Here is a 26319-nt window from a genome sequence, read left to right as displayed (position 1 = left end):
ACAATGCGCGCCTCAACCGTGACAAGCCTGACTAAAAAAACTATGTCCTTGCCCAAGCATCATCTGGAATTGCTCAGCCCTGCCCGCGATGTCGCCATCGCGCGCGAGGCCATCCTGCACGGCGCCGACGCCGTGTACATCGGCGGCCCAAGCTTCGGTGCGCGCCACAACGCCTGCAACGACGTGAGCGAGATCGCCCAACTGGTGGAATTCGCCCGTCGTTACCACGCCCGGGTGTTCACCACCATCAACACCATCCTGCACGACGACGAACTGGAGCCGGCCCGCAAGCTGATCCACCAGTTGTACGATGCCGGCGTTGATGCGCTGATCGTCCAGGACCTGGGGGTGATGGAGCTGGATATCCCGCCCATCGAGCTGCATGCCAGCACCCAGACCGACATCCGCACCTTGAACCGGGCCAAGTTCCTCGACCAGGCCGGGTTCTCCCAGCTGGTGCTGGCCCGCGAGCTGAACCTCCAGGAAATCCGCGCGATTGCCGATGAAACCGATGCCGCCATCGAGTTCTTCATCCATGGCGCGTTGTGCGTAGCGTTCTCCGGGCAATGCAATATTTCCCACGCGCAAAACGGCCGCAGCGCCAACCGTGGCGACTGCTCCCAGGCCTGCCGCCTGCCCTACACCCTCAAGGACGACCAGGGCCGCGTCGTGGCCTTTGAAAAGCACCTGCTGTCGATGAAAGACAACAACCAGAGCGCCAACCTGCGCGCTTTGGTAGACGCCGGCGTGCGCTCGTTCAAGATCGAGGGCCGCTACAAAGACATGGGTTATGTGAAGAACATCACCGCCTATTACCGCCAGCGCCTGGACGAGATCCTCGAAGACCGCCCGGACCTGGCGCGCGCTTCCAGCGGGCGTACCGCGCATTTCTTCCTGCCAGACCCGGAAAAAACCTTCCACCGTGGCAGCACCGACTACTTCGTCAGTGACCGCAAGATTGATATCGGCGCCTTCGACACCCCAACCTTTACCGGCCTGCCGGTAGGCGTGGTGGAAAAAGCCGGCAAGCGCGACTTGCAGGTGATCACCCATGAGCCGCTGTCCAACGGCGATGGCCTCAACGTGCTGATCAAGCGTGAAGTCGTGGGTTTTCGCGCCAATATCGCCGAGCCTAAAGGTGAGTTCGAAGAAGACGGCGAAAAGCGCTACCGCTACCGTGTCGAGCCCAACGAAATGCCGGCGGGCCTGCATCAACTACGACCGAATCACCCGCTCAACCGCAACCTCGACCATAACTGGCAGCAAGCGTTGCTCAAGACCTCCGCCGAGCGGCGGGTTGGCGTGTCGTGGCAGGCCAGCTTGCGCGAAGACCAATTGCAACTGACCGCCACCAGTGAAGAAGGCGTGAGTGTCAGCACCACCCTGCCCGGCCCGTTCGGCGTGGCCAACAAGCCGGAACAGGCGCTGGACACCTTGCGCGACCTGCTTGGCCAACTGGGCACCACCCAGTATCACGCCACCGCAATCGAGCTGGACGCCCCCCAGGCGTTTTTCATTCCCAATTCGCAACTCAAGGCCCTGCGCCGCGACTTAATCGAAGCGCTGACGGTTGCGCGTGTCGAGGCCCACCCCCGTGGTGGTCGCAAGGCCGAAACCACACCGCCGCCGGTGTACCCGGAGTCGCACCTGTCGTTCCTGGCCAACGTCTACAACCAGAAGGCCCGCGACTTCTACCATCGCCATGGCGTGAAGTTGATCGATGCGGCCTACGAGGCCCACGAAGAAACCGGTGAAGTGCCGGTGATGATCACCAAGCACTGCCTGCGTTTCTCCTTCAACCTGTGCCCCAAGCAGGCCAAGGGCGTGACCGGCGTACGCACCAAGGTCGCACCGATGCAGTTGATTCACGGCGATGAAGTACTGACCCTGAAATTCGACTGCAAACCGTGCGAAATGCATGTGGTGGGCAAGATCAAGGGGCATATCCTCGATCTGCCGCTGCCGGGCAGTGGTGTACAACAGCAAGTCGTAGGGCATATCAGCCCGGCGGACTTGCTCAAGACCATTCCTCGCGCACCGCACTGAGTCCCCCTCTGTAGGAGCTGGCTTTGGCTGGCTCCTACAAGGGGCGCTTAGCATGAGAGGGCGAAACATCCGACCTCCAGCGCCACCACCATCCCCGCTGCAACCCCGCCGCCGCCAGCAGAATCGCCGCAACACCCAGCCATTGCGTCCAACCCAGACGATGCCCATAGGCCATCCAATCAACCAGGATCGCCGCAATCGGGTAGATGAATGACAACGCCCCAGTCAATGCCGTCGGCAGTTTTTGGATCGCGCCATACAGCAGCACATACATCAGGCCGGTGTGCACCATACCCAGTGTCAACAGCGCCGCCCAGGCATCAACCGGTGCCGAAAGGCTGTGCCATGAAACCAGTGGCACCAACAGCACCGCACCGGTACTCACTTGAATCAGCGCCAGCAGATGGGGCGGCACAGCCTTCAGGCGCTTGATAATCAGTGCAGCGATGGCATACAAAAGGGCCGCGCCCAGCGCCTGGGCCACGCCCCACAGGTATTGATCACCGCTGCCCTGCTGCTCGCCATGGGCGGTGACGATAGCCAACATGCCCATGAATGACACGCTCAGCCACGCCAGCTTCTGTACGGTGATTTTCTCGCCGAGCAACAGCGCCGCGAGGATCACCAGCATAAATGGCTGAACGTTATAGACCGCCGTGCTGATGGCAATCGACGCTTTTGAATAGGACGCAAACAGCAACAGCCAGTTACCCACGATGGCCACGCCGCTCAACATGGCCCAGCCGAGTGTCGAATAACTCAACCAGGCACTGCGCAGATACCCCAGGTGCCAGCACACCAGCAACAAGGTCAAGGCGCCAATGACGCAACGCCAGAACACCACCTCAATGACCGGCACCCCAGACACCAGCACAAACCAGCCGATCGTGCCGGAGATCAGCATGGCGCCAACCATTTCCCATGAGCCGCGACGTATGGATTTGTCCATGATTAAGCTCCTCGAATGAGGCTAAATTATGGCAATCTGCGTCGATCAGGCTCCAGCGCCTGAGAAAGGCCAATGGCGGTGTTTGCCTATTCTTATTAGGCAAAAATTCAGGTTTACCTAAGGAGCCCAGGATGATTGACGTTATCGACCAGCAACTGCTCGCTGCCTTGATGGACGACTCGCGTTGCTCGCTCAAGACCTTGGCCGGCATAACCGGCCTGTCCTCGCCCAGTGTCGGCGAGCGCTTGCGCCGCCTGGAAGAGCGCGGGGTGTTGAAGGGCTATACCGTGGAGGTCGACCCCAAACATTTTGGCTACTTGCTGCAAGCCATCGTGCGCATCCGCCCCCTGCCCGGCCAATTGCAGGAGGTTGAACGACAGATCCAGGCGATCCCGGAATTTACCGAGTGTGACAAGGTGACCGGCGACGACTGCTTTATCGCGCGGCTGCACGTGCGCACCATGGATCAGTTGGACACCTTGCTTGACCGCCTCAACGGCTATGCCGAAACCAACACCGCCATCGTCAAGAAAACCCCGGTCAAGCGCCGGCTGCCGCCGTTGGCAGGTGGGTGATACCAGAGTTGATGCACGCTCCTCTCGCTTTGGATCACATAACAAGCTGGCTAACTGATGCGGCGCTGACGCTAGGCATCAGCACTGCCTTCGTCAGCCACCTCTTCCTCCTCGATCAGCGGCACTTGCGCATCATCCATCAACGATCCGGGGTCTTCATTGCCCGGATCATTGATCGGTTCCTCTTCGGCTGGAATATGCATGGCCTTAGCCGCCCGGGGTATCAATGTCAGCGTCGGTCTGCGGCTTGGGCTCGCGCTCTGGCTTGAAGTCCGGGCTGTACTCATTGTCCCTGGCCACCTTGTCGGTGGCGGGTTGTGGGTCCTTGGGGGCGGCGGCTGCGGTGCCGGGAGCGGGCACTTGGCGAGTCTCGTCATCGATGGCCGGATCGTTCCTGCCGCTGACGTGTGGGTCTGGGCTGTGACGGGTGCTCATGGGAACCTCTTTATCCGATGGTGTAAGGTTAAGGTGCCGCACTGGTGGATGAAGTTCAGTCCGGATGACCTGTACTGATCAATGGTCACGCCCCTGGATTGTCCACCTGGATATAGAACGCAAACGCCGCCAGCAGTATCCAGAACACCATGAACAGCCACGGCGTGCGCACCGAAAACAGCAAGGACTTGCGATAACCCTTGTGTGACGACTCGGTCTCGCAGAACAGCGGTGACTCATCGTAGGCCATGCCCATCACCGGCTCGCTGCGCAACAACTCGCTCTGCTTGAAGTGCCAGTGATCAATGATGTCGTAGGCTGCGCGGATGCCCGGCCAGGCATTGAGCGAGCTGAACACCCCGAGCATCGACAGCAGCAGTGGAACCACCAGGGTAAACAGCTTGCCCCACTCCGGGTTGAGGTTGCCCATGCACGACACAAAGGCAATCACCAAAAACGACTGCGCCGTCAGGTAGGCATCGGTGCGGTTGGCGAGGATGGTGGTTTCGTACTGGATTTCCCGGCGATAGAAGTCCAGCCGGTCCTTGGGCGAACCGAAAATCTTGGCGTTGTGTTCGGTGTGGTCAGTCAGCGCCGATTCCGGGCTGTGCGGGGAGATGATTCTGGGCACAATCGTTGATCCTCAGAGTGCTTAATCTCCTTAGAAGAACCGCCCATGGCCGAAGTTCAGGTCAATCGCCCGCACCGTTATAGGGCGCAGACTGCGCATATCACGCACTGGACTTGCGCAGGCTGCTCCAGTAACGGGCTGATACACCGTGTAATCCCCATAAACGCGGTTCCGGCACAGCCATTGCTTTACTCCTGTAACCCCCTGCCTGCCCAGGTGAACACAGGAGCAACTGTTACCCCCCGACTCAGAGCCGACTCCAAAAGAAAGTAAGGACCCGGTCCGTTGGCGCCAAAAGCCACGGGCTCATAACAATGCGTTTTCTAAAGCGGCAGTGCCTGCAGCCTTTCACCCGGCACTGACAAGGTAATTGGAATGGCTCGATCTTTCTTTGATGAGATGAATGACGCAAACGGCGTATGCCGTGCGCACTACCAGGATTTTTCCCGCTGGCTGGCCAACACCCCGCCGGAACTGCTGGCCCAGCGCCGCCGTGAGGCCGACCTGCTGTTCCACCGCGCCGGCATCACCTTCACCCTGTACGGTGACGAGCAGGACACCGAGCGCCTGATCCCCTTCGATATCATCCCGCGCAGCATCCCCGCCAGTGAATGGAGCGTGATCGAACGCGGCTGTATCCAGCGGGTCAATGCGTTGAACATGTTCCTCGCCGATATCTACCACGACCAGCGCATTATCAAGGCCGGGATCATTCCCGCCGACCAGGTGCTGGGCAATGAAGGCTATCAGAAGGCCATGGTCGGCCTGGACCTGCACCGCAATATCTACTCCCATATCTCCGGTGTCGACCTGGTGCGCGATGGCGATGGCACCTACTACGTCCTCGAAGACAACCTGCGCACCCCCAGCGGCGTGAGCTACATGCTCGAAGACCGCAAGATGATGATGCGCCTGTTCCCGGAAGTGTTTGCCAAGCAGCGCATCGCGCCGGTGGATCACTACCCCAACCTGCTGCTCAAGACCCTGAAAAGCGCCAGCCGCCTGGACAACCCCAATGTCGTAGTACTGACCCCGGGGCGCTTTAACAGCGCGTTCTTCGAACATGCGTTCCTGGCCCGGGAAATGGGGGTGGAGCTGGTCGAAGGTGCCGACCTGTTCGTGCACGACCTCAAGGTGTTCATGCGCACCACCGACGGCCCGAAAGCCGTGGATGTGATCTACCGGCGCATCGACGATGCCTTCCTCGACCCCCAGGCCTTCAACCCCGAATCCATGCTCGGCGTGCCTGGCCTGGTGGCCGCCTACTGCGCCGGCAATGTGGTACTGGCCAATGCCATCGGCACCGGGGTGGCCGACGACAAATCCATCTACCCCTATGTGCCGGAGATGATTCGCTTCTATCTGGATGAAGAACCGGTGTTGCAAAACGTGCCGACGTTCCAGTGCCGCAAGCCTGAAGAACTGTCCCATGTACTGGCGCACCTGCCCGAGCTGGTGGTCAAGGAAACCCAGGGCTCCGGCGGCTACGGCATGCTGGTGGGCCCAGCCGCCTCGGCGGCCGAGATCGAGGACTTTCGCCAACGCATCAAGGCCCGGCCCTATGCCTATATCGCCCAGCCAACCTTGAGCCTGTCGACCTGCCCGACCTTTGTCGAAAACGGCATCGCGCCACGGCATATCGACCTGCGTCCGTTTGTGCTGTCGGGCAAGGAAACCCGCCTGGTGCCAGGCGGCCTGACCCGGGTGGCATTGCGTGAAGGCTCATTGATCGTCAACTCGTCGCAAGGCGGCGGAACCAAGGACACCTGGGTGGTGGAGGGCTGAGTATGCTGAGTAGAACCGCCGCAGATCTGTATTGGATGTCGCGCTACCTGGACGCGCGGAAAACCTGGCGCGCATGCTGGAGGTCAGCTACTCGCTGTCGCTGATGCCCCAGGCCGGGCGCAGTGATGGCCTGGACGAACTGGCGATGTCGCTGCTCAGCAGTGGCACCCTCGACAGCTACCTGGAGCGCCATCAACAACTGGACGCCGAGCGCATGTTGCACTTCTTCGCCCTCGACGAAGAAAACCCGGCCAGTATCTACAACTGCCTGCGCGCCGCCCGGGGCAATGCCCATGCGGTACGTGGGCGGATCACCGCCGACATGTGGGAAAACCTCAACGCCACCTGGCTGGAAATGCGCAGCATCGCCGCCGGCGGCCTGGCGCGCCATGGCATCAGCCACTTCTGTGACTGGGTCAAGCAACGCTCGCACCTGTTCCGAGGGGCCACGTCCGGCACCATCATGCGCAACGATGCCTATCGGTTTATCCGCCTGGGCACCTTTGTCGAGCGCGCCGACAACACCCTGCGCCTGCTGGATGCACGCTACGAGATGTTTGGCGAAGAGTCCGAAGAAGTCAGCGACCTGTCCGCCCGCGGCTACTACCAGTGGAGCGCCCTGCTGCGTGCCTTGTCGTCGTTCGAGGCCTACACCGAGCTGTACCCCAATGCGCTGAATGCGCGTTCGGTGTCGGAACTGCTGCTGTTGCGCAGCGACGTACCGCGCTCGTTGCATGCGTGTATCGAGGAGTTGAGCCATATCCTCGCCGACCTGCCGGGCAGTTACGGCCGTACGGCCCAGCGCTTGGCGGCCGAGTTTGAGGCGCGGCTGCGTTACACCGGTATTGATGAGATTCTCGAAGAAGGCTTGCACAGCCGGCTGACCGAATTTATCGACACCGTGCGCGAACTGGCGCGGGCGATCCACAGCTCTTACCTGGAGGTGGTTTGACCCCCCATATCCCGCTGTAGAGGTGGGCCCGTTATAGCCATAGGTATCTATTTTTTTAGTGTTTCTTGGGTTTGTGTACATATCCGTTGCTGCGGTTACGGCGGCTATTGGTTCCGCCCTTACGGCGGCTCACTTTTGTAGAGCGCAAAAGTAAGCAAAACACTCTTGCCCCACCACTCGGTGCCTCGCTTAGGCTCGGCATGCCCGCAGTCAGGCATTGCTCCGTGGGCCCGCCGCGATCGGCCATCCATGGCCGTGTCGCGGCTACCCCGGCATCCATGCCGGGGTGCCCACTGCGCAATACCTGCCTGCGGCCATCGTGGTTTAACGGGGCGCCTAAGATCAAGATCAAAAGCCAGATCAAAAGCAGAGCAACAGCAACAGCAATCCCAAAGCGCGAAACTGCATTCCCTGTGGGAGCTGGCTTGCCTGCGATGGCGGTGTATCAGTCGATAAATGTATTGGCCGGTACACCGCCATCGCAGCGATGCGGCGACCCGACAATCCCGCTCCCACAGGTGTGGTGTTTGCTCCAGACATATAACTGTCAGTTTGGATCATTGATCCCACCTCGCGGCGGCTCTTATGGTTGTTCGACACTCATAAGAACAGGTACAAACCATGTCCGACGCTCTGCAATTATCCACCCCGGCCGCCCATACCCTGAAACGCTGGCACACCATGCTGGCCACTGCCGATCTCAAAGCCCTGCCCGAACTGCTGGCGCCGGAGGCGGTGTTTCGCTCGCCCATGGCGCATACGCCCTACCCCGGCGCGCCCGTGGTGTCGATGATCCTCAACACCGTGTTTACCGTGTTTGAAGACTTCCAGTACCACCGCGAACTGGCCAGCGCCGACGGGCACAGTGTGGTGCTGGAGTTCAGCGCGCGGGTGGGCGATAAGCAGCTCAAGGGTATCGACCTGATCCGCTTCAACGAACAGGGGCAGATCATCGAGTTTGAGGTGATGGTCCGCCCCCTGAGCGGGCTACAGGCTCTCGGTGAAGAAATGGGCCGGCGCCTGGCGCCGTTCCTGGCCAAGGCCAAGGGTTGATAGTCAACGCCCGAGGAATTCCAGCAACCGGGCGTTGACCTGCGCCCCTTGCTCCACCTGGATCCAGTGCCCGCAGTTGGCCAGTACCTGCTGTTCCAACTGCGGTACCACCTCAGGCATGCGCTTGAGCGTATGCGCCTCGAATACCCCCACCGGATCGCGGTCGCCGATCAGGAACAGCGTCGGTTGTAACACCTGCCGCCCGGCCAGGAACTCGGTGCGCTGCCAGTTGCGCTCGAAGTTGCGGTACCAGTTCAACGGCCCGCGAAAACCCTGGGCGAAGGTTTGCACATAGATCTCCAGGTCGTGCTGGCTGCACCAGGCCGGCAAGGCGCCCGGCAGCGCGACACCCTCGAGCAAGGTCGCCGTGGCCGGCTTTTGCTGCAGGAATACATCCTGGTCCTGCATAAACAGGCGCAAGGTGCGTTCGATGTCCGCTTCCAGCTCCTGTTCGGCCACGCCGGGCTCCTGGAAGTACAGGATGTAGTTGAACCGCTCGGCGTACAGCTCGCGCATGATCTCGATCACCGGCCTGCGGGAGCGACCGGCAAAGGGCACCGACATTGTGACCAGGGCGCGGATGCGCTGCGGTTCCAGCAAGGCCAGGTGCCAGGCCACCACGGCGCCCCAGTCATGACCGACCATCGCCACCCGACGATGCCCGAACAGGTCCATGGCGCCCTGGATATCTGCGCACAGGGTCAGCAGGTCGTAGTCAGCAATGTCTGCAGGGGCACTGCTTGGCCCGTAGCCGCGCATCTGCGGGACGAACACCCGATAGCCGGCTGCCGCCAGCGCCGGTATCTGCAGTCGCCAGGAGTGCCAACACTCGGGAAAGCCATGGAGCAACCACACCGGCGGGCCGTTCTCGGGGCCGGCGATATGCAGGCTCAATTGAATACCGTTGACCTGGATCGTCTGTTGCTCGATAGCACTCATCACGCGGCTCCATCAGGGGACTGCTGCAGACTGCCCCAGCAGCACGGCCTGCGCCAGCATCATTGATCGGGCAAATACCTCAGGTCACCGACCACCAGCGCGGCAGCAGTGGCCGCACCTTGGGCTCGGCAAAACGGTCATCAATCAGCATCACTACCCCCTGGTCCTGCCGGGTGCGAATAACCCGGCCGGCCGCCTGCACCACCTTCTGGATCCCGGGATACAGGTAGGTGTAGTCATACCCCGAACCGAAGATCGTACCCATGCGCAGCTTCATCTGCTCGTTGACCGGATTGAGCTGCGCCAGGCCCAGGGTAGCGATAAAGGCCCCGATCAGACGCGCCCCCGGCAGGTCGATACCCTCGCCGAACGCCCCGCCCAGCACGGCAAACCCCACGCCCTGGCTATGCTGGGTGAACTGCTCAAGGAAGGCCTGGCGCTCGGCTTCGGCCATGCCCCGTGATTGATGCCAGGTCGGGATCGCCGGATGCCGCTCGGCCAGTAATTGCGCCACTTGCTGCTGGTAATCGAAGCTGCTGAAAAACGCCAGGTAGTTGCCCGGCGTACGCGCAAATTGCTCGGCGATCAACGCCACGATGGGCTCCAGAGACGCCTGGCGATGCACAAACCGCGTGGAGATGCGATCGATGATGCGCACCTGCAACTGCGCAGCCTCGAACGGTGATTCGACGTCAATCCACGCGGTATCCGCCGGTAGCCCCAGCAGGTCGGCGTAGTAATGCCGGGGGCTGAGGGTCGCGGAAAACAGCACGCTGCTGCGGGCTGCGGTCAAACGTGGGCGGATAAATTCGGCCGGCACCACGTTGCGCAGGCTCAAGCGCGAGAAGCGGCGCTTGGCCAGCGGGTCGCGCTGGCTGATATCAAAAATAAACTGCTCGTTGAACAGCTCCGCCACCTTGGCGAACTGCAAGGCCTCGAAGTAAAAGCTTTGCAGTTCGCCCGTGAGCGCCTGCGGGTGGTCGTTGAAATACTCGCCCATGGCGCTGGTGCACAGGGCCAGGGCCTGCAACAGCTTGTCCGGTTTGCTGGCATAGGCCTGGTACACCGTGACCTGTTCCTTGTGCAGCGCATTCCATTCACGGTTGAGCCGCTGCAATGGCTTGTGCAAAGGCTCGGGGGCGCTATCGCGCACGCTCTTCAGGGCAAATTGATCAAGGTCGGCGCTGTACATCGCCCGGCCCCGCTCCACCAGGTTATGGGCCTCGTCCACCAGCACCGCGACCCGCCATTGGTTGAGTTGGGCCAGGCCAAACAGCATCGCGCCAAAATCGAAGTAATAGTTGTAGTCGGCGACCACCATGTCGCACCAGCGCGCCATTTCCTGGCTCAGGTAATACGGGCACACCTCATGGGCCAGTGCCACCTCGCGCAGCGTGGGTTGATCCAGCAGGCGCACCTTGGCTGCGGCCTCGCGCGCGGCGGGCAGGCGATCATAAAAGCCTTTGGCCAGTGGGCAGGAATCACCGTGACAGGCTTTGTCCAGGTGTTCGCAGGCCTTGTCCCGCGCCACCAGCTCCAGCACCTGCAATGGCAGGTCGGCGCTGGCGTGCAGCACTCGCACCGCGTCCAGCGCCAGTTTGCGGCCGGGGGTCTTGGCCGTGAGAAAGAACAGCTTGTCCAACTGTTGTGGCGCCAGGGCCTTGAGCATCGGAAACACCGTGCCAATGGTTTTGCCGATCCCCGTGGGTGCCTGCGCCATCAGGCAGCGCCCGGTACTGACGGCCTTGTACACCGACTCGGCGAGGGTGCGCTGGCCCAGGCGAAAGTCCGCGTGGGGAAAAGCCAGGGCCCTGGCTGCGGTATCACGGGCCAGGCGCTGCTGCGCCTGCTGCTCGGCCCAGCCGAGAAACAACGCGCACTGCTGATTGAAGAACTTCTCCAGCTCATCCGCAGGGCACAGCTGGTTGATCACGGTTTCGCGCTCGCTGACGATATCGAAATACACCAGCGCCAGCCCGATCTCAGGCAACCCCAGCTTGCGGCACATCAGCCAGCCATAGACCTTGGCCTGGGCCCAGTGCAGTTGCCGGTGGTTGGCCGGCTGGGCATCCAGGTCGCCACGGTAGGTCTTGACCTCTTCCAGCACGTTGCGATCCGGATCATAACCATCGGCGCGGCCGCGCACGCTCAGCTGTTGGTAGCCCCCTTCCAGCGCCACCTCACTCTGGTAATGCGCGCTACGGCGGGACGCCACCGTGCGGTGGCCGAGCATGCCTTCCTGGGCACTGGGCGAAGGGGTAAACCGCAGGTCGAGGTCACCGACCTTGGCCGTGAACTCGCACAATGCCCGCACGGCGACCGTATAACTCAAGCGCCCTGCTCCGCCCAGCGGACATAACAGACGGTGACCGGCATCTGGTGCTCGCCACAGAACTCCAGCCAGCGCAATTGGTTGTCCTGCAGGCGGTCGCCCGGGCCTTTGACTTCGATCATGCGATAGGTTTTTTGCGCCGGCCAGAACTGGATCAGGTCCGGCATCCCGGCGCGGTTGGCGCGGATATCCAGCAACAGGCGGTCGAACCAGTGCCGCAGGTGCTCGGCTGGCAGGCAATCGAGGGCCTGCTCGAGCAACTCTTCGCTCAATACATTCCAGAACACAAAGGGTGACTGGATCCCCCATTTTTCGGCGTAGCGCTGGCGGATCGTGGTTTTGTAGCGCTGGTCGTGCAGTTGATCCAGGCAGGCGGCAAACAGTTCGGCGCGGCGCTGCTGGAAGTCCTCACTGTGCAAGTCCACCGGCCCGCGCTGGAACGGGTGAAAAAACGAGCCGGGCAACGGCGCGAAGATCGCCGGCCAGCACAACAGGCCGAACAGCGAGTTGATCAGGGTGTTTTCGACGTAGTGCACCGGCCCCGCGTCATCTCCCAGGTGCGCCTGCACGCAGAACTCCACGGCGGCCAGCGGTTGCGGGAATGGCAGTTCCAGGTCCAGGCGCTGGATCACCGGGGGTTTGGCCTTGGGCAGCGCCGGTTCGCCCAGCTTGCGCCGCAACCGTGGCAGCACCCGCAACAGGTGCTGCTGCTCGGCCGCACTGTGGGGCGCTGCCTGCGCCTCCAGGGCCAGGTCCATGGCCTGGGCGAACGCCTCTTGACGCTCCAGCACCCGGATCAGCCGTGCACGCGCGCCGGGGTAGGCACAATCGCGGTAGATCGCCTCGGCCAGGGCCAGTTCGGCGACCCGTTCGCAATGCTGGCCGACCTGGAACAGCAGCTTGGCCCGGCGCTTTTCCAGCCAGGGGTTATCAGTGGTCAGCGTGGCGATCTGCGCCAGCACCTCCGCCAACGGTTCACCGGCCTCGAAGGCCTGCTGGCATTGGTGCAGGAACAGCAGGCCAGACACATCGTCGCGATGGCGCAGGCCACGGGATTCGGCACAGAACTCAACCTTTTCGTAGGTGTAGATCCCCAGGTCCGCCAGTACAAACTCCGACCAGTCCTGGTACAGGTTGCCGAAAAACATCAGCCGCAGGCGGTCACACAGGTCCATCACCGTAAGGCTGTACAGCCGGTCGTCCAACTGCGGACACCACTGCGCAAACGTCCGCGGCTCGGTAAATTGGCTGGATAAACCGGGCAGCCAATCGGACTTCTTGCCCCTGGGCTGCTCGATCCACGGCTTGAACGCTTGCAGCACCTCGCCTTTTTGCAGTTGCCCCCACACCTCATCAAGCGCCAGCAGGCCCTGCTCATTCACCCAACCGTGAGCCAACAGTGGCTGCACGGCCACGTCGACCGGGCCGATCTCGAGGTAATTGAGCTTGCTCGCCCGAAAATGCAGGCCCTTGCGCATCACCATGCGCACCAGCAACGCCTGGGCCGGTTGCGGCAGCTGGGCGAACTGCGTAACGAAGCGCTGCTCTTCATCGTCCAGCACATCCGCATAGCGCTGCTCCAGCCAGTCGAGCACTTGCTGGAAATTATGCAGGTAGTAAAACGGGTCTTCGAGGGGATTGGACATGACGGGCACTTGGGAAAACACTGGTTATGCATACAGATTGCCGCTGCCAGGCCTGCGTTGCAATCGCTAATAGATCAGTGGCGCACGCAACTTTTTGCATAAAAGTGATCAGATGGGGGTGGATCCGCGTAACATTTGTTGCCCGCAGCCGTTGAGCACGGGGTTTTCGAAGGATGAGAGTAAGGGTTATGAACATGAAGAACTGGGGCCTGCCGCTGGCTGCACTGACGTTTCTGGCATTGGCCGGTTGCTCGACGCCGACCGTCGTGACCTTGCAGAACGGTACGCAGTACCTGACCACAGACACGCCGAATGCCAAGACTCCCGATGGTTTCTACGAATTCACCGATATCGCCGGCAAGCGCGTACGGGTCAAGGCGGCGGATGTCGCGACCGTGCGCAAGGAAGACTGACCGAATCACCGTAGGAGCCGGCGAACCGGCGCCTACGGTTTGTTTCAGGTAATCACAAACGCCTCCGCCGACAGGCTGCCCAGCCCTACCCCCACCAGCGTCACCGAGTTATCGCCGAAGGTCAGCAGCGTATCGCTGCCCACTGCCTTGGCATGGTCGAGGTAGTTGTACTGCCCGTCCACCCCCGCCACGCCCATGAATACCAATTTGTCCGTCGACTGGTAGCCCAGGATCCGGTCCTGGCCGAAGTCGCCGTCGAACAGGAAGGTATTGCGCCCGCCACCCGCTTCCAGCAGGTCATTGCCGGCCCCGCCCACCAGAACATCGTTGCCTTTACCGCCGATCAGGTGGTCATTGCCGTCCAGGCCAAACAACCACTGCCCGCTATCGCCGGCCTTGAGAACATTGGCGCCGGCATCGCCCTTGAGCGACGCCGCGTAGGCGGTCAGGTCCTTGCCCGCCAGCAACCCCTTGTCGGTCACGCTGTGGGTCACCTCTTTGCTGAACAGCAACAGATAGCTTTCCTTACTCACTATCGCGCCCATATCGCGGGTCATGCTGATACCGCCTTGGCCGTCGCGGATGTACAGGGTGCCTGCGCCATCGTTGGCCACTTCGACGTTTTTCAGCGACTGCTGCAAGTCCAGGGTGTTGAACCCCTTGCCGCCCAGCAGGATGTTGTAGCCGCCGCCATCACGGAAGGTATCGTTGCCGGCGCGACCTTCCAGGTAGTCGTTGCCCCGGCCACCCTGGATCAGGTCATTGCCGTCGCTGCCGATAATGAACGTACTGCCCTGGTGGGCTTCGGCGTTGCGGTTGAGGTCCTGCACCCAGGTGTTGGCGCGCGCCGGATCCGACAGATTGGCGACGATGATCGTCGAATCACGGCTGGTCAGGTCATAGAACTTGGATTCGAGGATGCGGTTCATGCCATCGCCATAACCCGTGGGTAAATGGGAAATCCACGTCGGCAGGTTGAGAATGGAAAACGGCAGGATGTTCCAGAGCGTCGAGGCGTAGTGGTCGTTGAAGCTGACGATGTTATCGGCGCTGGAGGCATGCGGTTGGTCATGCACCCCGAGGGACGACAGGTTGAACGACGAACCGTCGAGAGCGCGATAGACCGGGTCGTTTTCATAGCCGATGTTCAACACCTTGTCGCCGCTGCTCTGGGTCGGCGAGGCATAGGCCACATAGTTGGCGTCCTTATAGAAACCCGCCCAGGTGGTGTTGCTCAAGTCGGCCATGCTGTTGACCGCCAGGCCACCGAGGCTATGGCCGCTGACCAGTACATCCTGGCCACTGAGCCCCTGCGCGCTGGCATACGCGGCGACTTTGCCCAGCAAATCGCCAAACGCCTGGCCCGCGTAGTTTTTCGCATAGTCCGCAGGGCCGAAGGCTGCCAGCAAGTCGCTGATCACATCGCCGATTGAATCAACAATCAGGTTCTCCCTGGGCCCCGAGGTGCCACGGAAGGCAATGCCGATTTCCAGCAGTTTGCCGGCGTCATCGTATTTGCCCAGGACTTCCACCTGGGCAGTGGTATAGCCGGTTTTCTCACCAAAGAAGGTGCCCCGGGCATCGACTTTGCCGCCGTAGTCGAGGGTGCTGGCGCTGATGGGGGTCCAACCGGCCTTTTGCACCGCGTCGAGGGCGGCCTTTTCCGAGTCGGGGTTCCATGGGATACCGGGGATCACGCCCTGGGAGTCGGTGCTGCCCAGCAACGCCTGCACCAGGGTCACCGGCAAGCCAAGCCCCAGGCCATGCTGCTGGTAGCCCACGGCAAAGCCGTTATCCAGGTTGTGGTAGGAGTACAACGTGATCGCCATGGCATCGGCGAACAGTGCTTTGGAGTCCTCGGTAGTAAGGTTTTTGTAGTCGTAGACACCCATGGTATTGCCTCTCTTTTGTTGGAATTGTCGAGAAAGCCAAAACAGTTGGAATGCTGTAACTGTGGGAGCAAACCTGCTCCCACAGTTTGGAGCTGCGGTGTTTAGAAGGCCCAGTCCAGGCTCAAGCCCACACCGTGGATTTTCTCCTTGCTGGCCAGCAGGCCGTTGTAGTCAAAGTTCAGCCGCGCGTCCTTGGTCAGCGCCAGGCTGGCCCGCGCACCGACCAATGCCGCATCGCGCACCATCGGCGAGCTTTCCACGGCAAACGCAGTGCTACCCGAAGCAAACGCCAGGTGGCGCTCGGAATCGGTGGCGCTGAGGTTGTGCTGCCAGCCCAGGGTGCCGGAAACGTCGAGGGCCTGATGGTCGGTGACGTTGAAGGTCTTCAAGGCCCGTACGCCCAGGGTGCTGAGCACCAGGTCGCGGGTGTCATCGCCGCCCTTGAGCGCCGCTGCATCGCCTTTCTCGCTGAAGCCATCGCTGTCCAGATGCACATAGGCCAGGTTGGCGAATGGCTCCAGCGCCAGCGGTTGCAGGTTCAGGCGGTAAGCCGCTTCGGTAAAGACCTGGGTGCTGCGGGCATCGACCTTGGCTTTCTGCTTACCGGCGACTTCGCCGTATTGCAGCTCACGCGTCACATCAGCACGGTGCCAGCTGTAGGTTGCCCCGCCGCTCAGGCGCCAGGCGCCGATGTCGTGACCGGCATAGGCGCCAAAGTGGTAACTGTCCACCGATGCCCGCGAATGGGTGCCATCGCCCATGTTCAGCGAAGTGTCGCTGTAGCCGGCGACCAGGCCCAGGCGCGTGTCGTCATCCAGCGCACCGTCCACACCCGCCAGCAGGCCGCCGATGGAGGTGGTGTAGCCCGCCGTATCGCTGGCGCTGTCGGTTTTACCCCAGGCGCCGAGGGCCTTGATCCAGACGTTGCCACGCGAGTCGAGGGTTTGCGCTGAAGTGCCCATTTCCCCCTGCTGCAGGCGCTCGCCTACGGCTTCACGCAGGTAGCGGTTGTCGTTGACCAGCGCGGTTTCCAGGGCGGGGTAGATTTCCCCCGACAACTGTTGGAACGCCCCTTGCGCCGAGGCCGCACTCGGCGCCAGCAGCAGGCTTTCATACACCCCGTTACCTGCACCCAGTTGCTCGGCAGCCGCCGCCACCGCACGTTGGTTATCGGTCGCTGCGACGCTGGCAAAGCTATTGGCCGTGCGCGCAACATCCAGTTGCACGCCGTTGGCGCCATAGTTCAGGTTGCCGCCGACAAACAGGTAATTGGGCAGTACCGAGGCAAAACTACCGGTAATCCCCCCGGCCGCCTGCAGAATATTGTACTGGCGACCAATCAGGCTTTGCGCTTCGGGCTGGCTAAGCAAGGTCGGGCTGTTCTCCAGGGCCAGGGTCACAGTGCCGCCGTTGAGGGTCGCCTTGCCACCGGCGACGATGCGGTCGCTGCTGGTCGTGGACAGCTCTACCGCATAGGTGGAGCCCGCATCGAAATTGACATCCCCAGCCACATTCAAGGTGCCGATGGAGTTGCCCGGCGCGACCGTACCGCCGCTTTTCGCGTTTAGCGCGCCGATGCTACCGGCCCCGCCCAAGACCCCGCTGTTGCTGACAGTGACCTGTGATGTAAGCGAGCCATTGACCGCCAGCAAGCCTTGATTGACCAGGGTCGGCCCGCTGTAGGTGTTGCTGCCGGTCAGCACCAGTGTGCCGATGCCCTGCTTGGTCAGGCCGCCGTGACCGGAAATGTTGTTGCTCCACACGTCCCGCCCGCAGTGCACATCGGTGCACAGGCGCTCGGTGGGCTTGCCGGCATCGACCACCGCCCCAACCCCGGGCAAGTCCGCGACAAACTGGCCGCTGCCATAGCCACCGTCGATGCGAAACTCGGCCGGAATATCCTCGGCGGTGATAAACATCCCCGGGCCGTTGACCGCCTTGCCCAGGTTGATCATGCCCCAGCCGTACAGGGAGTCGATGCCCGGTGCGCCAAGGTCGGTGGCGGTGGTCTTGAGCAGCGTGGAAATCTGCTCGCCGCTCATATACGGGAAACGCTCCATCAACACCGCGGCCGCGCCCGCCACATGGGGCGCGGCCATGGAGGTACCGCTTTTATTGTTCCAGCCCAGGTTCATGTTATCGACGGTGGTGCCGACCATCACCGAGCTGTAGATCGCCGTGCCCGGTGCCGATACGCAGATGCTCGCGGCATACCCGCAACGCGAGGAGAAGGTGCTGATCACATAGGGGTTAGGGCTGTTGACGTCCGGGTTGCGCTGCAACGCCGCCACCGACAGCCAATTGGGCGCGATCTCGGGGACGAAATACGCCAGGCCGGAAATCGCATCGGGGTTGTTCAGGTTGTAGTCGTTGCCGGCGGCAAAGATTGTCAGCACGCCGCTACGCGCCGCATTGATCGCGCCCGAATAAGCGCCCCCTGCAGCGGTGCCCAGCAAGGGTTTGATCTGGTCGAACTGCGCCTGCGCCTCGCTGAGGCCGAAATGGGGGGACGCTGGGTCCTTGCCGCCCTGGGCAAACTGATCGCCAATACCGATGCCCCAGCTGTTGTTGATGATGCGCGCACCATTGGCCACCAGGCTGTCCCAGCCGGCCTGGTACACCGCGCCGTCGTTGCCCAGGATGATCCCGTCTTCGGGGCCGGGGTCGCCGTTCTCGGCGCTGAGGATATGTGCGTTGTAGGCCACGCCGTGCATCGGCCCACCGTTACGGTCGCCGGCGGCAATGCCACCGACATGGGTGCCGTGGTCGCCCAGCTTGCCATTGGAGCCCTGGGACGGTGTGCCGTCATAGCGGAACGGGTCACCGGCCTTTACCGGGATGTACGGGTCGGTGTACTGGCGGATCCCTTCAGTGACCAGGGTCTGCACCTTGCCCGGGCTGGAGAACTCAGGGTGCAAGGCGTACACCGGCTGGTCGAAAATCCCCAGCTTCACGCCCTTGCCGCTGTAACCGGCGGCATACGCCACATCGGCATTCACCGCCCCCAGGCCCCAGTCGGCCTTGAACTCATTGCTGCGCCAACTGGCGACATCCCCCAGCTTGCCGGTTTCGACGTAGGGTGCGGCCTGGGCGGTACCCAGGCTGGCCAGGCAACACAGCAACGCGCCGTATGGCACGCGACTCAGGGCCTTGAGCGGGTAGCCCGGGCCTGTTGGGATGGCGGAGTGAAACCCTCGTTGTTTTACGTTCACGGTGACCTTCCTTAGTTTCATTGCGTTTGTTGTTCTTTTTGTTGGCGCCGCTTCAGAACTGCCAGTCGAGGCTCAGGCCCACGCCCTGGTTGTTCTCCTTCGCACCCAATTGGCCGCTGTAATCGAGGTTGACCCGCGTGGTCTCGCTCAATGCCAGGCTGGCCTTCAAGCCCACCAGCGCGGCGTTGCGCTGCAACGGCGTGCTTTGCACGGCAAACGATGGGCCACCGGCAACAAAGGCCAGGTGCTCCTCGGATTCAACCGGTGTCAGGCTGTGCTGCCAGCCGAGCGAGCCGGAGAGTTCCAGTTGCTGGCGGTCATTCAGCGGCACTGTTTTAAGGGCGCGCAGGCCCAGGGTGCTCAAGGTCGCGTCGCGGCGATCACTGCCGCGCTGCAGGGCGGCGGCATCGCCTTTTTCATGGAAGCTTTCGCTGTCCAGGTGCACATAGGCCAGGTTGGCAAACGGTTCCAGGGCCAGCGCTTGCATGTTCAAGCGGTAGGCCGCCTCGGTGAACACCTGCAGGCTGCGTGCATCCAGCTTGGCCTTTTGCTTGGCGCTGACGTCGCCGTATTGCAGGTCGCGCTGCACATCGCCGCGATGCCAGCTGTAGGCGCCGCCCACACTCACGCGCCAGTTGCCCAGCTCACGCCCGGCATAGGTGCCCAGGTGGTAGCTGTCGACATCGGCCGACGAGTGCGTGCCATCGCCCATGTTCAGCGAGCTGTCGCTGTAGCCCGCCATCACGCCGACGCGGGTCTGTTCGTCCCACTGGCCATCGACCCCCAGCAGCATTCCGCCGATAGAGCGGGTGTACCCCGCGTATTCGCTGCTGCTGTCGGCCTTGCCCCAGGCACCGAGGGCCTTGATCCAGAGGTTGCTTTCGCCGGTCGCCGGCACATGGCGCAGGCGCTCACCGACGGCCTCGCGCACATGGCGGCTGTCGTTGATCAGCATCGCGCCCACCGCCGGGTAGATTTCGCCAGACAACTGCTGGAAGGCCTGGCGCGCGACCACTGCGGAGTCGGCACTCAGCACGCTTTCATACACCGGGTTGCCGGCCCCCAACTGCTCGGCAGCGGAAGCCACGGCAAGCTGGTTGCGGGTCGCCGCGACGCTGGCAAAGCTTGCGTCATTGCGCGCGATAGCCAGTTGCACGCCGTTAGTGCCGTAATCGAGGTTGCCGCCCAGAAACAGATAGTTGGGCAATACCGCAGCAAAACTGCCGGTCACTCCGCCCGCCGCCTGCAAGATGTTGTACTGGCGGCCGATCAGGCTTTGCGCCTGGGGCTGGCTGAGCAGGGTCGGGCTGTTTTCCAGGGCCAGGGTCACGGTGCCGCCGTTGAGGGTAGCCTTGCCGCCCGCGACGATACGATCGCTGCTGGCGTCCGACAGCTCCACCGCATAGGTGGAACCGGCCTCGAAGCGCACATCCCCGGTCACGTTCAAGGTGCCGATGGAATTGCCCGGCGCAATCACACTGCCGCTGTTGGCCTGCAATGCGCCGATGCGCCCGGAACCGCCCAGGGTCCCGCCAGGGTTGACCGTGACCGCCGAGGTCAACGAACCATCGACCTTCAAAACACCGCCATTGACCGTGGTCGGGCCGCGATAGGTGCTGTCGCCACTGAGCAGCAGGCTACCGGCGCCGGACTTGATCAGGCTGCCTTGGTAAATGCGCTGGGCCGCCGCCGCATCCCGGGCCATGCCCACCGCGTAGTCGGTCTGCTCCTGCTGGCTGGCGCCGGCGCCAGGACCATTTTCCCAGCCCTTGTCCTGCACGGTCTGTTGCCATGCCAGGTGTTCGGCGCTGTCTTCCGCCTGGCGCTGCAGCAGCGCCTTGTCGGAAATGCCATTGCTCCACACATCGCCCTGCCCGGCCGCCAGATTGACGTCCATGGCGCCCAGTAACTGCCCCGGTCCATGCATCGCCCGGCCAAGGTCCGGCACGCCCCAGCCGACCTTGGCGTTCGGCGCGTCGGTCACCGAACCGTCCAGTTGCGTGGCCGTCGTCAGCAACACCTGCAAGGCCTGCTCGTTGTTCAAGTACGGGTAGCGCTCCATCACCAGCGCCAAGGCGCCTGTGGCATGGGGCGCCGACATCGAGGTGCCGGACTTGACCGCATAACCGCCGCCCGGGATGGTGCTGTCGATCTTCGCGCCGGGGGTGGAGATGCACCAGTACTTGGCGATGCCGCACTGGTTGTACTTCTGGTTATTGGCCTGATCCAGGCCCGACACCGCTAGCCAGTGGCCTTCCAGCGCCGGCTCAAAGTACGGCAAGGCCGAACGCACGCTGGCGTTGGCATACCCGCTGTTGCCGGCGCTGAACACGTTGATCACCCCGGCGCGGGCCACATCGGCGGCGGCGTCCAGCCAGGTGCCCTGGTTGAAGTGTTGCGCGTAGGCGGCGTGCAGATCACCCAGGGTCTGGTAGCTGACATCCTTGGGCTGGCTGCCCCAGCTGTTATTGATCACGCGTACCCCGGAATCGACCATGGCGCTGTACACCGCCTTGAAGTACTTGGGGTCGGGCGTCGGGCCAAACAGGAAGCTGTCGTTGGCGTTGGTATTGCCCACGTAAATCTGCGCTTTGTAGGCCACGCCATGCATACCGTTGCCGTCCCGCGCAGCCGCCATGGTGCCGGTGACGTGGGAGCCATGGGAGTCGTTGTTGGGGTTCAGCGCGCCGGTGGTGGAAAACGGGCTGCCATCCACATAAGTGCCGCTGGCAGTCACCGGGTGAAAGCGCTGCGGGGAGGCTTCCGGGTGGCTGGCATCAAAACCCGAGTCCAGCGCGCCGATCTTCACCCCGGCACCGCTGATCCCGGCGGCATAGGCTTGATCAGCCTGCATGCGGCCCAGGCCCCAGTCCCTTTGATATTCCGCCGAGCGCCAACTGGCGGGGTCGCCCAGCTTGCCGGCCTCTACATAGGGCGCGGCCTGGGCAGTGCCCAGGCTGGCCAGCCCACACAGCATGACGCAGTGATAGCCTCGTTGTTTCGCGTTCACGGTGACCGTCCTCACTTTTATTGTGTTTTTTATTCAGCGCGGGCCTGGGCCAAAGGCTTCGTCGACCTTGGCCAGGTCGGTGTCACGCAAGTTGCCCGCGTAGTAATGCAATTTGGTCCAGGCCATCAGGTAGTCGTAACGGGCCTGGGCCAGGTCGCGACGGGTGCTGTACAGCTGCTGCTCGGCGTTGAGGGCGTCGAGGTTGACGCGCTCGCCGCCAAGGATGCTTTGCTTGGTCGACACCACCAGCGCTTCAGCCGAGGTCAGGGCCTTTTGATAGGCGCGCAGCTTGCTGACCCCCGACAGGCAGGCACTGAACTGGCGCCGCAGCTCGATCAGGGTCTCGCGGGTCTTGCCCTCCAGCTCGTACTCGGCCTGCTCCATGGAGCGACTGGCCTGGCGGGTGGACGCCGAGACGCCGCCCCCGGCATACAACGGCACGCTGACTTCAATGCCGATGGTGTTGGTGTCGTAGCGCTGGTTGTAGGTGTTGCCACTGTCGGACTCCTGCTGGCGCGAACTGGCGTACGCGGTGATGCGTGGCAGGTGCCCGGCGCGGTTGCGTTCCACCTCATAGCGCGCCACTTCCACGGCCTGGCGCTGGGAGGCCAGGGTCGGGTTGTTGGTCAATGCCAGTTCGTGCCAGCTGTCGTAGTTGGCCGGGGCCAGGGTCAAGGCGGCGAAGTCCTGGTTCAGTGGCGCGAGGTCGGCAATGTCGACGCTCTGTACGCCAAGCAAAGCCCCCAGTTCGCGCAGTGACGCGTCCTGCTCGTCGAGCGCCTGGATCTCTTCGGCCGTCGCCAGTTCATAACGGGACTCGGCCTCCAGAATGTCGGTGCGGGTGCCCTCGCCCTGCTGGAACAGGTGCTGGTTCTGCTGGAACTGTTGCTCGTAGGCCTTCTTCTTGGCCCGGGCGATGTCGATCTGGTCCTGGGCGAACAGGGCCTGGGTGTAATAGGTCAGCACCCGCACCAACAGCGCCTGGCTCTTGTCGCGAAAGCTCTCATCGGCAAACAGCGCCTGGGCCACGCCCTTGCGGTAGTTGGCATAGGCTTCGTAGTCGAACAGCGGCTGTTGCAGGGTGAAGGTCGAACCGAAACTGTTGTAGTTGCGGTCGTCGTGATAGTGGCCGCCACGGCCATCGGGCAGGTTGGCCTGGGAGTTGTTGCGGCCCTTGTTGTAGTTGTACGACAGCCGGGGCAACAGGCCGGCGCGGCCGATGGTGCGGTTTTCCAGGCCGGCGTCACGCTCCTTGATTGCGCCGAGGAAGGCTGGATCGTTACGCAGGGCCTGTTCATACACATCGAACGGGCCCATGGCAGCCTGGGCGCCGGTGCAGGCGAGAAACAAGGCGATGAACACAGGCTTCATGCTCATTCCTCGGTCAACGCAGAGCCGGCACGGTCGAGCAGCGGCTTGAACAGGTAGTTGAGCAGCGAGCGCTCGCCAGTGCGCACGAACATCTCGGCGGGCATGCCCGGCTTGATCACCAGGCCCTGGAGTTTTTCCAGGGCGTCATCGCTGACCGTGGTGCGCAGCACGTAATACGGCACACCGGTTTTTTCGTCGAGCAACTGGTCGGCGGAGATCAGGCTCACCTCCCCCGGCACCCGGGGCGTGCGGCTCTGGTTGAAGGCGGTGAACAGGATATCCACCGGCAGATCGGTGCCGACCTTGTCCACCAGGTTCACCGGCAGCCGCCCTTCGACTTCCAGGCGCGTGCCCTGGGGCACGATTTCCAACAGGGTTTCCCCGGCCCGCACCACCGCACCGATGGTGTGCACGCCGAGGTTGACCGCAATGCCATCGGCCGGCGCGTTGATTTCACTGTGTTGCAGGTCAAAGCCGGCGGAGGTCAGTTGCTGCTCCAGGGTCAGGCTGCGCAGTTGCGCGTCGGCCAACTGGCTGCGGACTTCCTTCTGGTACTCCTCGCTGTGCTGTTGCAACTTGAGGCGCGATTCGAGGATGCCCTGCTCCAGGCGCCCGCTTTCGCCGCTGTTCTGCGCCAGGTCCTGTTGCACCTGGGACAGTTGGCGCTGGTACTCCAGCAGGCGGTTGCGCGGGATATAGCCGTTGTCTGCCAAAGGTTGCAGGTTGGCCAGTTGATCACGCAGCGATTGCGCCTGGGCGCTGAGGTCCGTGCGGGCGCGGCGCATGCCGTTGAGCTGGGCGCTGGCGCCTTCGATATTGGCGCGGATCCCCGATTGCTCGCGGGCAAAGGCCTCGCGCCGGCTGCTGAACAGTTGGCGCTGGCCTTCAAGTACCAGGGCCAGCGCAGGATCGGGGTTGGCACCCAGTTCAGCGGGAAAGGTCACGGCAGGCAAGCTGTCGCGCTCGCTCTGCCAACGGGCGACGCTGGCCCAGGCCATGCGGTACTGGGCTTGCAGGGAATGCACATCGGCCTGGCTTTGGGTCTGGTCGAGGCGAAACAACGGCTGGCCCTGTTTGACCACCTCGCCTTCGCGCACCAGGATCCGGCTGACCACGCCGGGGCTCAGGGTTTGCACGGCCTTGCGCTTGCCGGACACCACCACCGTGCCCTGCACCGGGATCCCCTGGTCCAGCGGCGCGAGGCTGGCCCAGAGGAAGAATCCCCCGGCGCCAACCACCGTCATCACCCAGCCCAAACGGGAGAAAAAGCGCGCATCGCGCTCGGGAAAGGTCTGCTCGAGTGGCAGGCTGTTATCGGTACTCATTGGCCTGGATTCCTTGCCGCAGGATATTGACGGTTCAAGCTGACGCCGGCCTTTTCACGGGGGGGCTCCGTGTGGCCGGACAGTGCCCGCAGCACCTCCTGGCTGGGGCCAAAGGCTTGCAGGCGGCCTTCATTGAGGACCAGCAATTTGTCGGCCTGGGCCAGGGCCGAGGAGCGATGGGTCACCAGGATCACGCTGCTGCCCTGGGCTTTCATCTGCATGATGGCGCTGGCCAGGGCGGCTTCGCCTACGGTGTCGAGGTTGGAGTTGGGTTCGTCGAGCACGATCAGGCGCGGCCCGCCATACAACGCGCGGGCCAGGGCCACCCGCTGTTTCTGCCCGCCGGACAAGCCGCTGCCGTCGTCGCCCAACACCGTATCGTAGCCCTGGGGCAAGCGCAGGATCAGGTCATGCACCCCGGCTTGCTGGGCGGCCTGCACCACCCGCTCGGGGTCAGCCTGGCGAAAACGCGCAATGTTGTCGGCGATGCTGCCACTGAACAATTCGATGTCCTGGGGCAAGTAGCCGATATGGGGGCCGAGGTCGTCGCGGTCCCAGCGATGGATGTCGGCGCCGTCCAGGCGCACCGTGCCGGCCAGGGTTGGCCACACCCCCACCAGCACCCGCGCCAGGGTCGACTTGCCGGAGCCGGAGGCGCCCAACACCCCCAGCACTTCACCGGCCGCCAGCTTGAAGCTGACCTGATGCAAGGTCGCCGCCCGCCGCCCCGGCGGCCCGGCGCTGACCTGCTCGAAACTCACCTGGCCCTGGGGCGCCGGCAACGCCATGGCCTGCGCCCCAGGCGGGAACTCCTGCAACAGCTCATCGAGGCGTTGATAGGCCAGCTTGGCCGAACTCCATTGCTTCCACACGGCGATCAACTGGTCAATCGGGCTCAGCACCCGGCCCATCAGAATGGTGCCGGCAATCATCATCCCGGCCGTCATCTGACCCTTGATCACCAGCAAGGCGCCCAAGCCCAGCACAAGGGATTGCAGGAGCAGGCGCAGGGATTTGCTCAAGGAACTGATCACCGAACCGGTGTCGCTGGCCCGGTTTTGCAGGCCGAGGAATTGTGAATGCACTTGGAACCAGCGACTGCGCAGCGCCCCCAGCATGCCCATGGCCTGGATGGTCTCGGCGTTGTGCAAGTGGCTGGTGGCCAGTTGGGTGGACTGCTGGGAGTAGCAGCTGGCTTCGCGCAACGGCTTTTTGGTCAGGTATTCGTTAAGGCACGCCAGGCCGATAAACAGCACCGCACCCGCCGTGGCCAGCACGCCCAGCCACACGTTGAACAGGAAGATCACCAGCAAGTAGATCGGGAACCACGGCGCATCGAAGAACGCAAACAACGCCGGCCCCGTGAGGAACTGGCGGATATGGGTCAAATCCCCGAGCGATTGCCCGGCGTGCCCCTCACCCCGTTGCAGGTTGCGTTCGAAGGCGGCCTTGTACACCTGCAGGTTGAACCGCCGCTCCAACTGGCTGCCGATACGGATCACGATAAAGCTGCGGACGATTTCCAGGGTGCCGATAAAAGCAAAGAAGCCCACCACCATCAGGGTCAACATCACCAGGGTGGTTTCATTCTGCGAGGACAGTACCCGGTCATACACTTGCAGCATGTAAATGGACGGCACCAGCATCAGCAGATTGATCAGCGCGGTAAAGCAACCGACGCTGATCAGGATACTTTTATAATCGCCGAGGGCTTTAAACAGTGGTGCAGTGGGAGTGGTCTTCGCCATGTTGC

General features: G+C 62.6%; 18 protein-coding genes and 1 pseudogene. 6 read left to right on the top strand and 13 right to left on the bottom strand.

Annotation, left to right across the window (positions count from 1 at the left end):
* Positions 1-42: 42 nt before the first annotated feature.
* Positions 43-2046 carry a U32 family peptidase gene (locus PSH80_RS12845; protein ID WP_120733103.1) on the top strand — a complete coding sequence of 668 codons (2004 nt, stop codon included), beginning with the start codon at positions 43-45 and terminating at the stop codon, positions 2044-2046.
* Between the two features lie 34 nt (positions 2047-2080).
* On the opposite strand, the gene PSH80_RS12840 is transcribed toward PSH80_RS12845, so the two are convergent.
* On the bottom strand, positions 2081-2995 hold the full coding sequence (locus PSH80_RS12840; protein ID WP_170059126.1) for a DMT family transporter: 915 nt from the start codon (positions 2993-2995) through the stop codon (positions 2081-2083).
* Between the two features lie 131 nt (positions 2996-3126).
* Between PSH80_RS12840 and PSH80_RS12835 the strand changes: the two genes are divergently transcribed.
* The gene (locus PSH80_RS12835; protein ID WP_057438466.1) at positions 3127-3570 is read left to right on the top strand and encodes an Lrp/AsnC family transcriptional regulator; all 444 of its coding nucleotides are present in this window, start codon (positions 3127-3129) and stop codon (positions 3568-3570) included.
* Between the two features lie 71 nt (positions 3571-3641).
* Here the strand turns inward: PSH80_RS12835 and PSH80_RS12830 are convergent, their stop codons facing one another.
* From PSH80_RS12830 to PSH80_RS12820, 3 genes are all read right to left on the bottom strand, one after another.
* Positions 3642-3773 (bottom strand): hypothetical protein, encoded by a 132-nt coding sequence (locus PSH80_RS12830; RefSeq protein WP_258571511.1) that lies wholly within the window; start codon positions 3771-3773, stop codon positions 3642-3644.
* A gap of 4 nt (positions 3774-3777) precedes the next feature.
* Positions 3778-4005, bottom strand: a complete 228-nt coding sequence (locus PSH80_RS12825; RefSeq protein WP_081044249.1) for a hypothetical protein — start codon at positions 4003-4005, stop codon at positions 3778-3780.
* 85 nt (positions 4006-4090) lie between these two features.
* Positions 4091-4636 carry a hypothetical protein gene (locus PSH80_RS12820; RefSeq protein WP_057438464.1) on the bottom strand — a complete coding sequence of 182 codons (546 nt, stop codon included), beginning with the start codon at positions 4634-4636 and terminating at the stop codon, positions 4091-4093.
* A 375-nt stretch (positions 4637-5011) separates the two neighbouring features.
* Here PSH80_RS12820 and PSH80_RS12815 point away from each other — a divergent pair, with 375 nt between their 5' ends.
* From PSH80_RS12815 to PSH80_RS12805, 3 genes and pseudogenes are all read left to right on the top strand, one after another.
* Positions 5012-6421: a circularly permuted type 2 ATP-grasp protein gene (locus tag PSH80_RS12815; protein WP_305420441.1), complete on the top strand. Its 1410-nt coding sequence runs from the start codon at positions 5012-5014 to the stop codon at positions 6419-6421.
* 2 nt (positions 6422-6423) lie between these two features.
* Positions 6424-7373: pseudogene (locus PSH80_RS12810) on the top strand (alpha-E domain-containing protein).
* Between the two features lie 621 nt (positions 7374-7994).
* Complete coding sequence (locus PSH80_RS12805; protein WP_120733094.1) at positions 7995-8426, top strand: nuclear transport factor 2 family protein; 432 nt, start codon at positions 7995-7997, stop codon at positions 8424-8426.
* 3 nt (positions 8427-8429) lie between these two features.
* Here the strand turns inward: PSH80_RS12805 and PSH80_RS12800 are convergent, their stop codons facing one another.
* From PSH80_RS12800 to PSH80_RS12790, 3 genes are all read right to left on the bottom strand, one after another.
* On the bottom strand, positions 8430-9365 hold the full coding sequence (locus PSH80_RS12800) for an alpha/beta fold hydrolase (RefSeq protein ID WP_115128209.1): 936 nt from the start codon (positions 9363-9365) through the stop codon (positions 8430-8432).
* Between the two features lie 79 nt (positions 9366-9444).
* Positions 9445-11697: an ATP-dependent DNA helicase gene (locus PSH80_RS12795; RefSeq protein WP_305420438.1), complete on the bottom strand. Its 2253-nt coding sequence runs from the start codon at positions 11695-11697 to the stop codon at positions 9445-9447.
* Positions 11694-13343, bottom strand: coding sequence for a VRR-NUC domain-containing protein (locus tag PSH80_RS12790; protein WP_120733088.1), 1650 nt, complete (start codon positions 13341-13343; stop codon positions 11694-11696). The genes PSH80_RS12795 and PSH80_RS12790 overlap by 4 nt, the downstream gene beginning before the upstream one ends.
* Positions 13344-13531: 188 nt before the next feature.
* Between PSH80_RS12790 and PSH80_RS12785 the strand changes: the two genes are divergently transcribed.
* Positions 13532-13756, top strand: a complete 225-nt coding sequence (locus PSH80_RS12785; protein ID WP_057438460.1) for a YgdI/YgdR family lipoprotein — start codon at positions 13532-13534, stop codon at positions 13754-13756.
* Positions 13757-13800: 44 nt separating this feature from the next.
* Here the strand turns inward: PSH80_RS12785 and PSH80_RS12780 are convergent, their stop codons facing one another.
* From PSH80_RS12780 to PSH80_RS12755, 6 genes are all read right to left on the bottom strand, one after another.
* The gene (locus tag PSH80_RS12780) at positions 13801-15648 is read right to left on the bottom strand and encodes a polyurethanase (RefSeq protein WP_305420436.1); all 1848 of its coding nucleotides are present in this window, start codon (positions 15646-15648) and stop codon (positions 13801-13803) included.
* Between the two features lie 101 nt (positions 15649-15749).
* Entirely contained in the window at positions 15750-18881 is a 3132-nt protein-coding gene (locus PSH80_RS12775) for an autotransporter domain-containing protein (protein WP_198799256.1), read from the bottom strand.
* Between the two features lie 31 nt (positions 18882-18912).
* Complete coding sequence (locus PSH80_RS12770) at positions 18913-21837, bottom strand: autotransporter serine protease (protein ID WP_305420578.1); 2925 nt, start codon at positions 21835-21837, stop codon at positions 18913-18915.
* A 66-nt stretch (positions 21838-21903) separates the two neighbouring features.
* Positions 21904-23241 carry a TolC family outer membrane protein gene (locus tag PSH80_RS12765; protein ID WP_198817355.1) on the bottom strand — a complete coding sequence of 446 codons (1338 nt, stop codon included), beginning with the start codon at positions 23239-23241 and terminating at the stop codon, positions 21904-21906.
* A 2-nt stretch (positions 23242-23243) separates the two neighbouring features.
* Positions 23244-24566, bottom strand: coding sequence for an HlyD family type I secretion periplasmic adaptor subunit (locus PSH80_RS12760; RefSeq protein ID WP_305420433.1), 1323 nt, complete (start codon positions 24564-24566; stop codon positions 23244-23246).
* Positions 24563-26314, bottom strand: a complete 1752-nt coding sequence (locus PSH80_RS12755; RefSeq protein ID WP_305420431.1) for a type I secretion system permease/ATPase — start codon at positions 26312-26314, stop codon at positions 24563-24565. Before PSH80_RS12755 ends, PSH80_RS12760 begins: the two co-directional genes overlap by 4 nt.
* Positions 26315-26319: the final 5 nt, after the last annotated feature.

It is taken from the genome of Pseudomonas sp. FP818 (assembly GCF_030687335.1).
GTDB lineage: Bacteria > Pseudomonadota > Gammaproteobacteria > Pseudomonadales > Pseudomonadaceae > Aquipseudomonas > Aquipseudomonas shahriarae.
The sequence above is the reverse complement of the archived record's forward strand: the minus strand, read 5'-3'. Positions and strand labels throughout refer to the sequence as shown.

Excerpts from the sequence above, each read along its gene's own strand:
- PSH80_RS12845 (WP_120733103.1), top strand. The coding sequence starts at position 43 with ATGTCCTTGCCCAAGCATCATCTGGAATTGCTCAGCCCTGCCCGCGAT.
- PSH80_RS12840 (WP_170059126.1), bottom strand. The coding sequence starts at position 2,995 with ATGGACAAATCCATACGTCGCGGCTCATGGGAAATGGTTGGCGCCATG.
- PSH80_RS12835 (WP_057438466.1), top strand. The coding sequence starts at position 3,127 with ATGATTGACGTTATCGACCAGCAACTGCTCGCTGCCTTGATGGACGAC.
- PSH80_RS12830 (WP_258571511.1), bottom strand. The coding sequence starts at position 3,773 with ATGCATATTCCAGCCGAAGAGGAACCGATCAATGATCCGGGCAATGAA.
- PSH80_RS12825 (WP_081044249.1), bottom strand. The coding sequence starts at position 4,005 with ATGAGCACCCGTCACAGCCCAGACCCACACGTCAGCGGCAGGAACGAT.
- PSH80_RS12815 (WP_305420441.1), top strand. The coding sequence starts at position 5,012 with ATGGCTCGATCTTTCTTTGATGAGATGAATGACGCAAACGGCGTATGC.
- PSH80_RS12805 (WP_120733094.1), top strand. The coding sequence starts at position 7,995 with ATGTCCGACGCTCTGCAATTATCCACCCCGGCCGCCCATACCCTGAAA.
- PSH80_RS12800 (WP_115128209.1), bottom strand. The coding sequence starts at position 9,365 with ATGAGTGCTATCGAGCAACAGACGATCCAGGTCAACGGTATTCAATTG.
- PSH80_RS12790 (WP_120733088.1), bottom strand. The coding sequence starts at position 13,343 with ATGTCCAATCCCCTCGAAGACCCGTTTTACTACCTGCATAATTTCCAG.
- PSH80_RS12785 (WP_057438460.1), top strand. The coding sequence starts at position 13,532 with ATGAACATGAAGAACTGGGGCCTGCCGCTGGCTGCACTGACGTTTCTG.
- PSH80_RS12780 (WP_305420436.1), bottom strand. The coding sequence starts at position 15,648 with ATGGGTGTCTACGACTACAAAAACCTTACTACCGAGGACTCCAAAGCA.
- PSH80_RS12775 (WP_198799256.1), bottom strand. The coding sequence starts at position 18,881 with ATGAAACTAAGGAAGGTCACCGTGAACGTAAAACAACGAGGGTTTCAC.
- PSH80_RS12770 (WP_305420578.1), bottom strand. The coding sequence starts at position 21,837 with ATGCTGTGTGGGCTGGCCAGCCTGGGCACTGCCCAGGCCGCGCCCTAT.
- PSH80_RS12765 (WP_198817355.1), bottom strand. The coding sequence starts at position 23,241 with ATGAAGCCTGTGTTCATCGCCTTGTTTCTCGCCTGCACCGGCGCCCAG.
- PSH80_RS12760 (WP_305420433.1), bottom strand. The coding sequence starts at position 24,566 with ATGAGTACCGATAACAGCCTGCCACTCGAGCAGACCTTTCCCGAGCGC.
- PSH80_RS12755 (WP_305420431.1), bottom strand. The coding sequence starts at position 26,314 with ATGGCGAAGACCACTCCCACTGCACCACTGTTTAAAGCCCTCGGCGAT.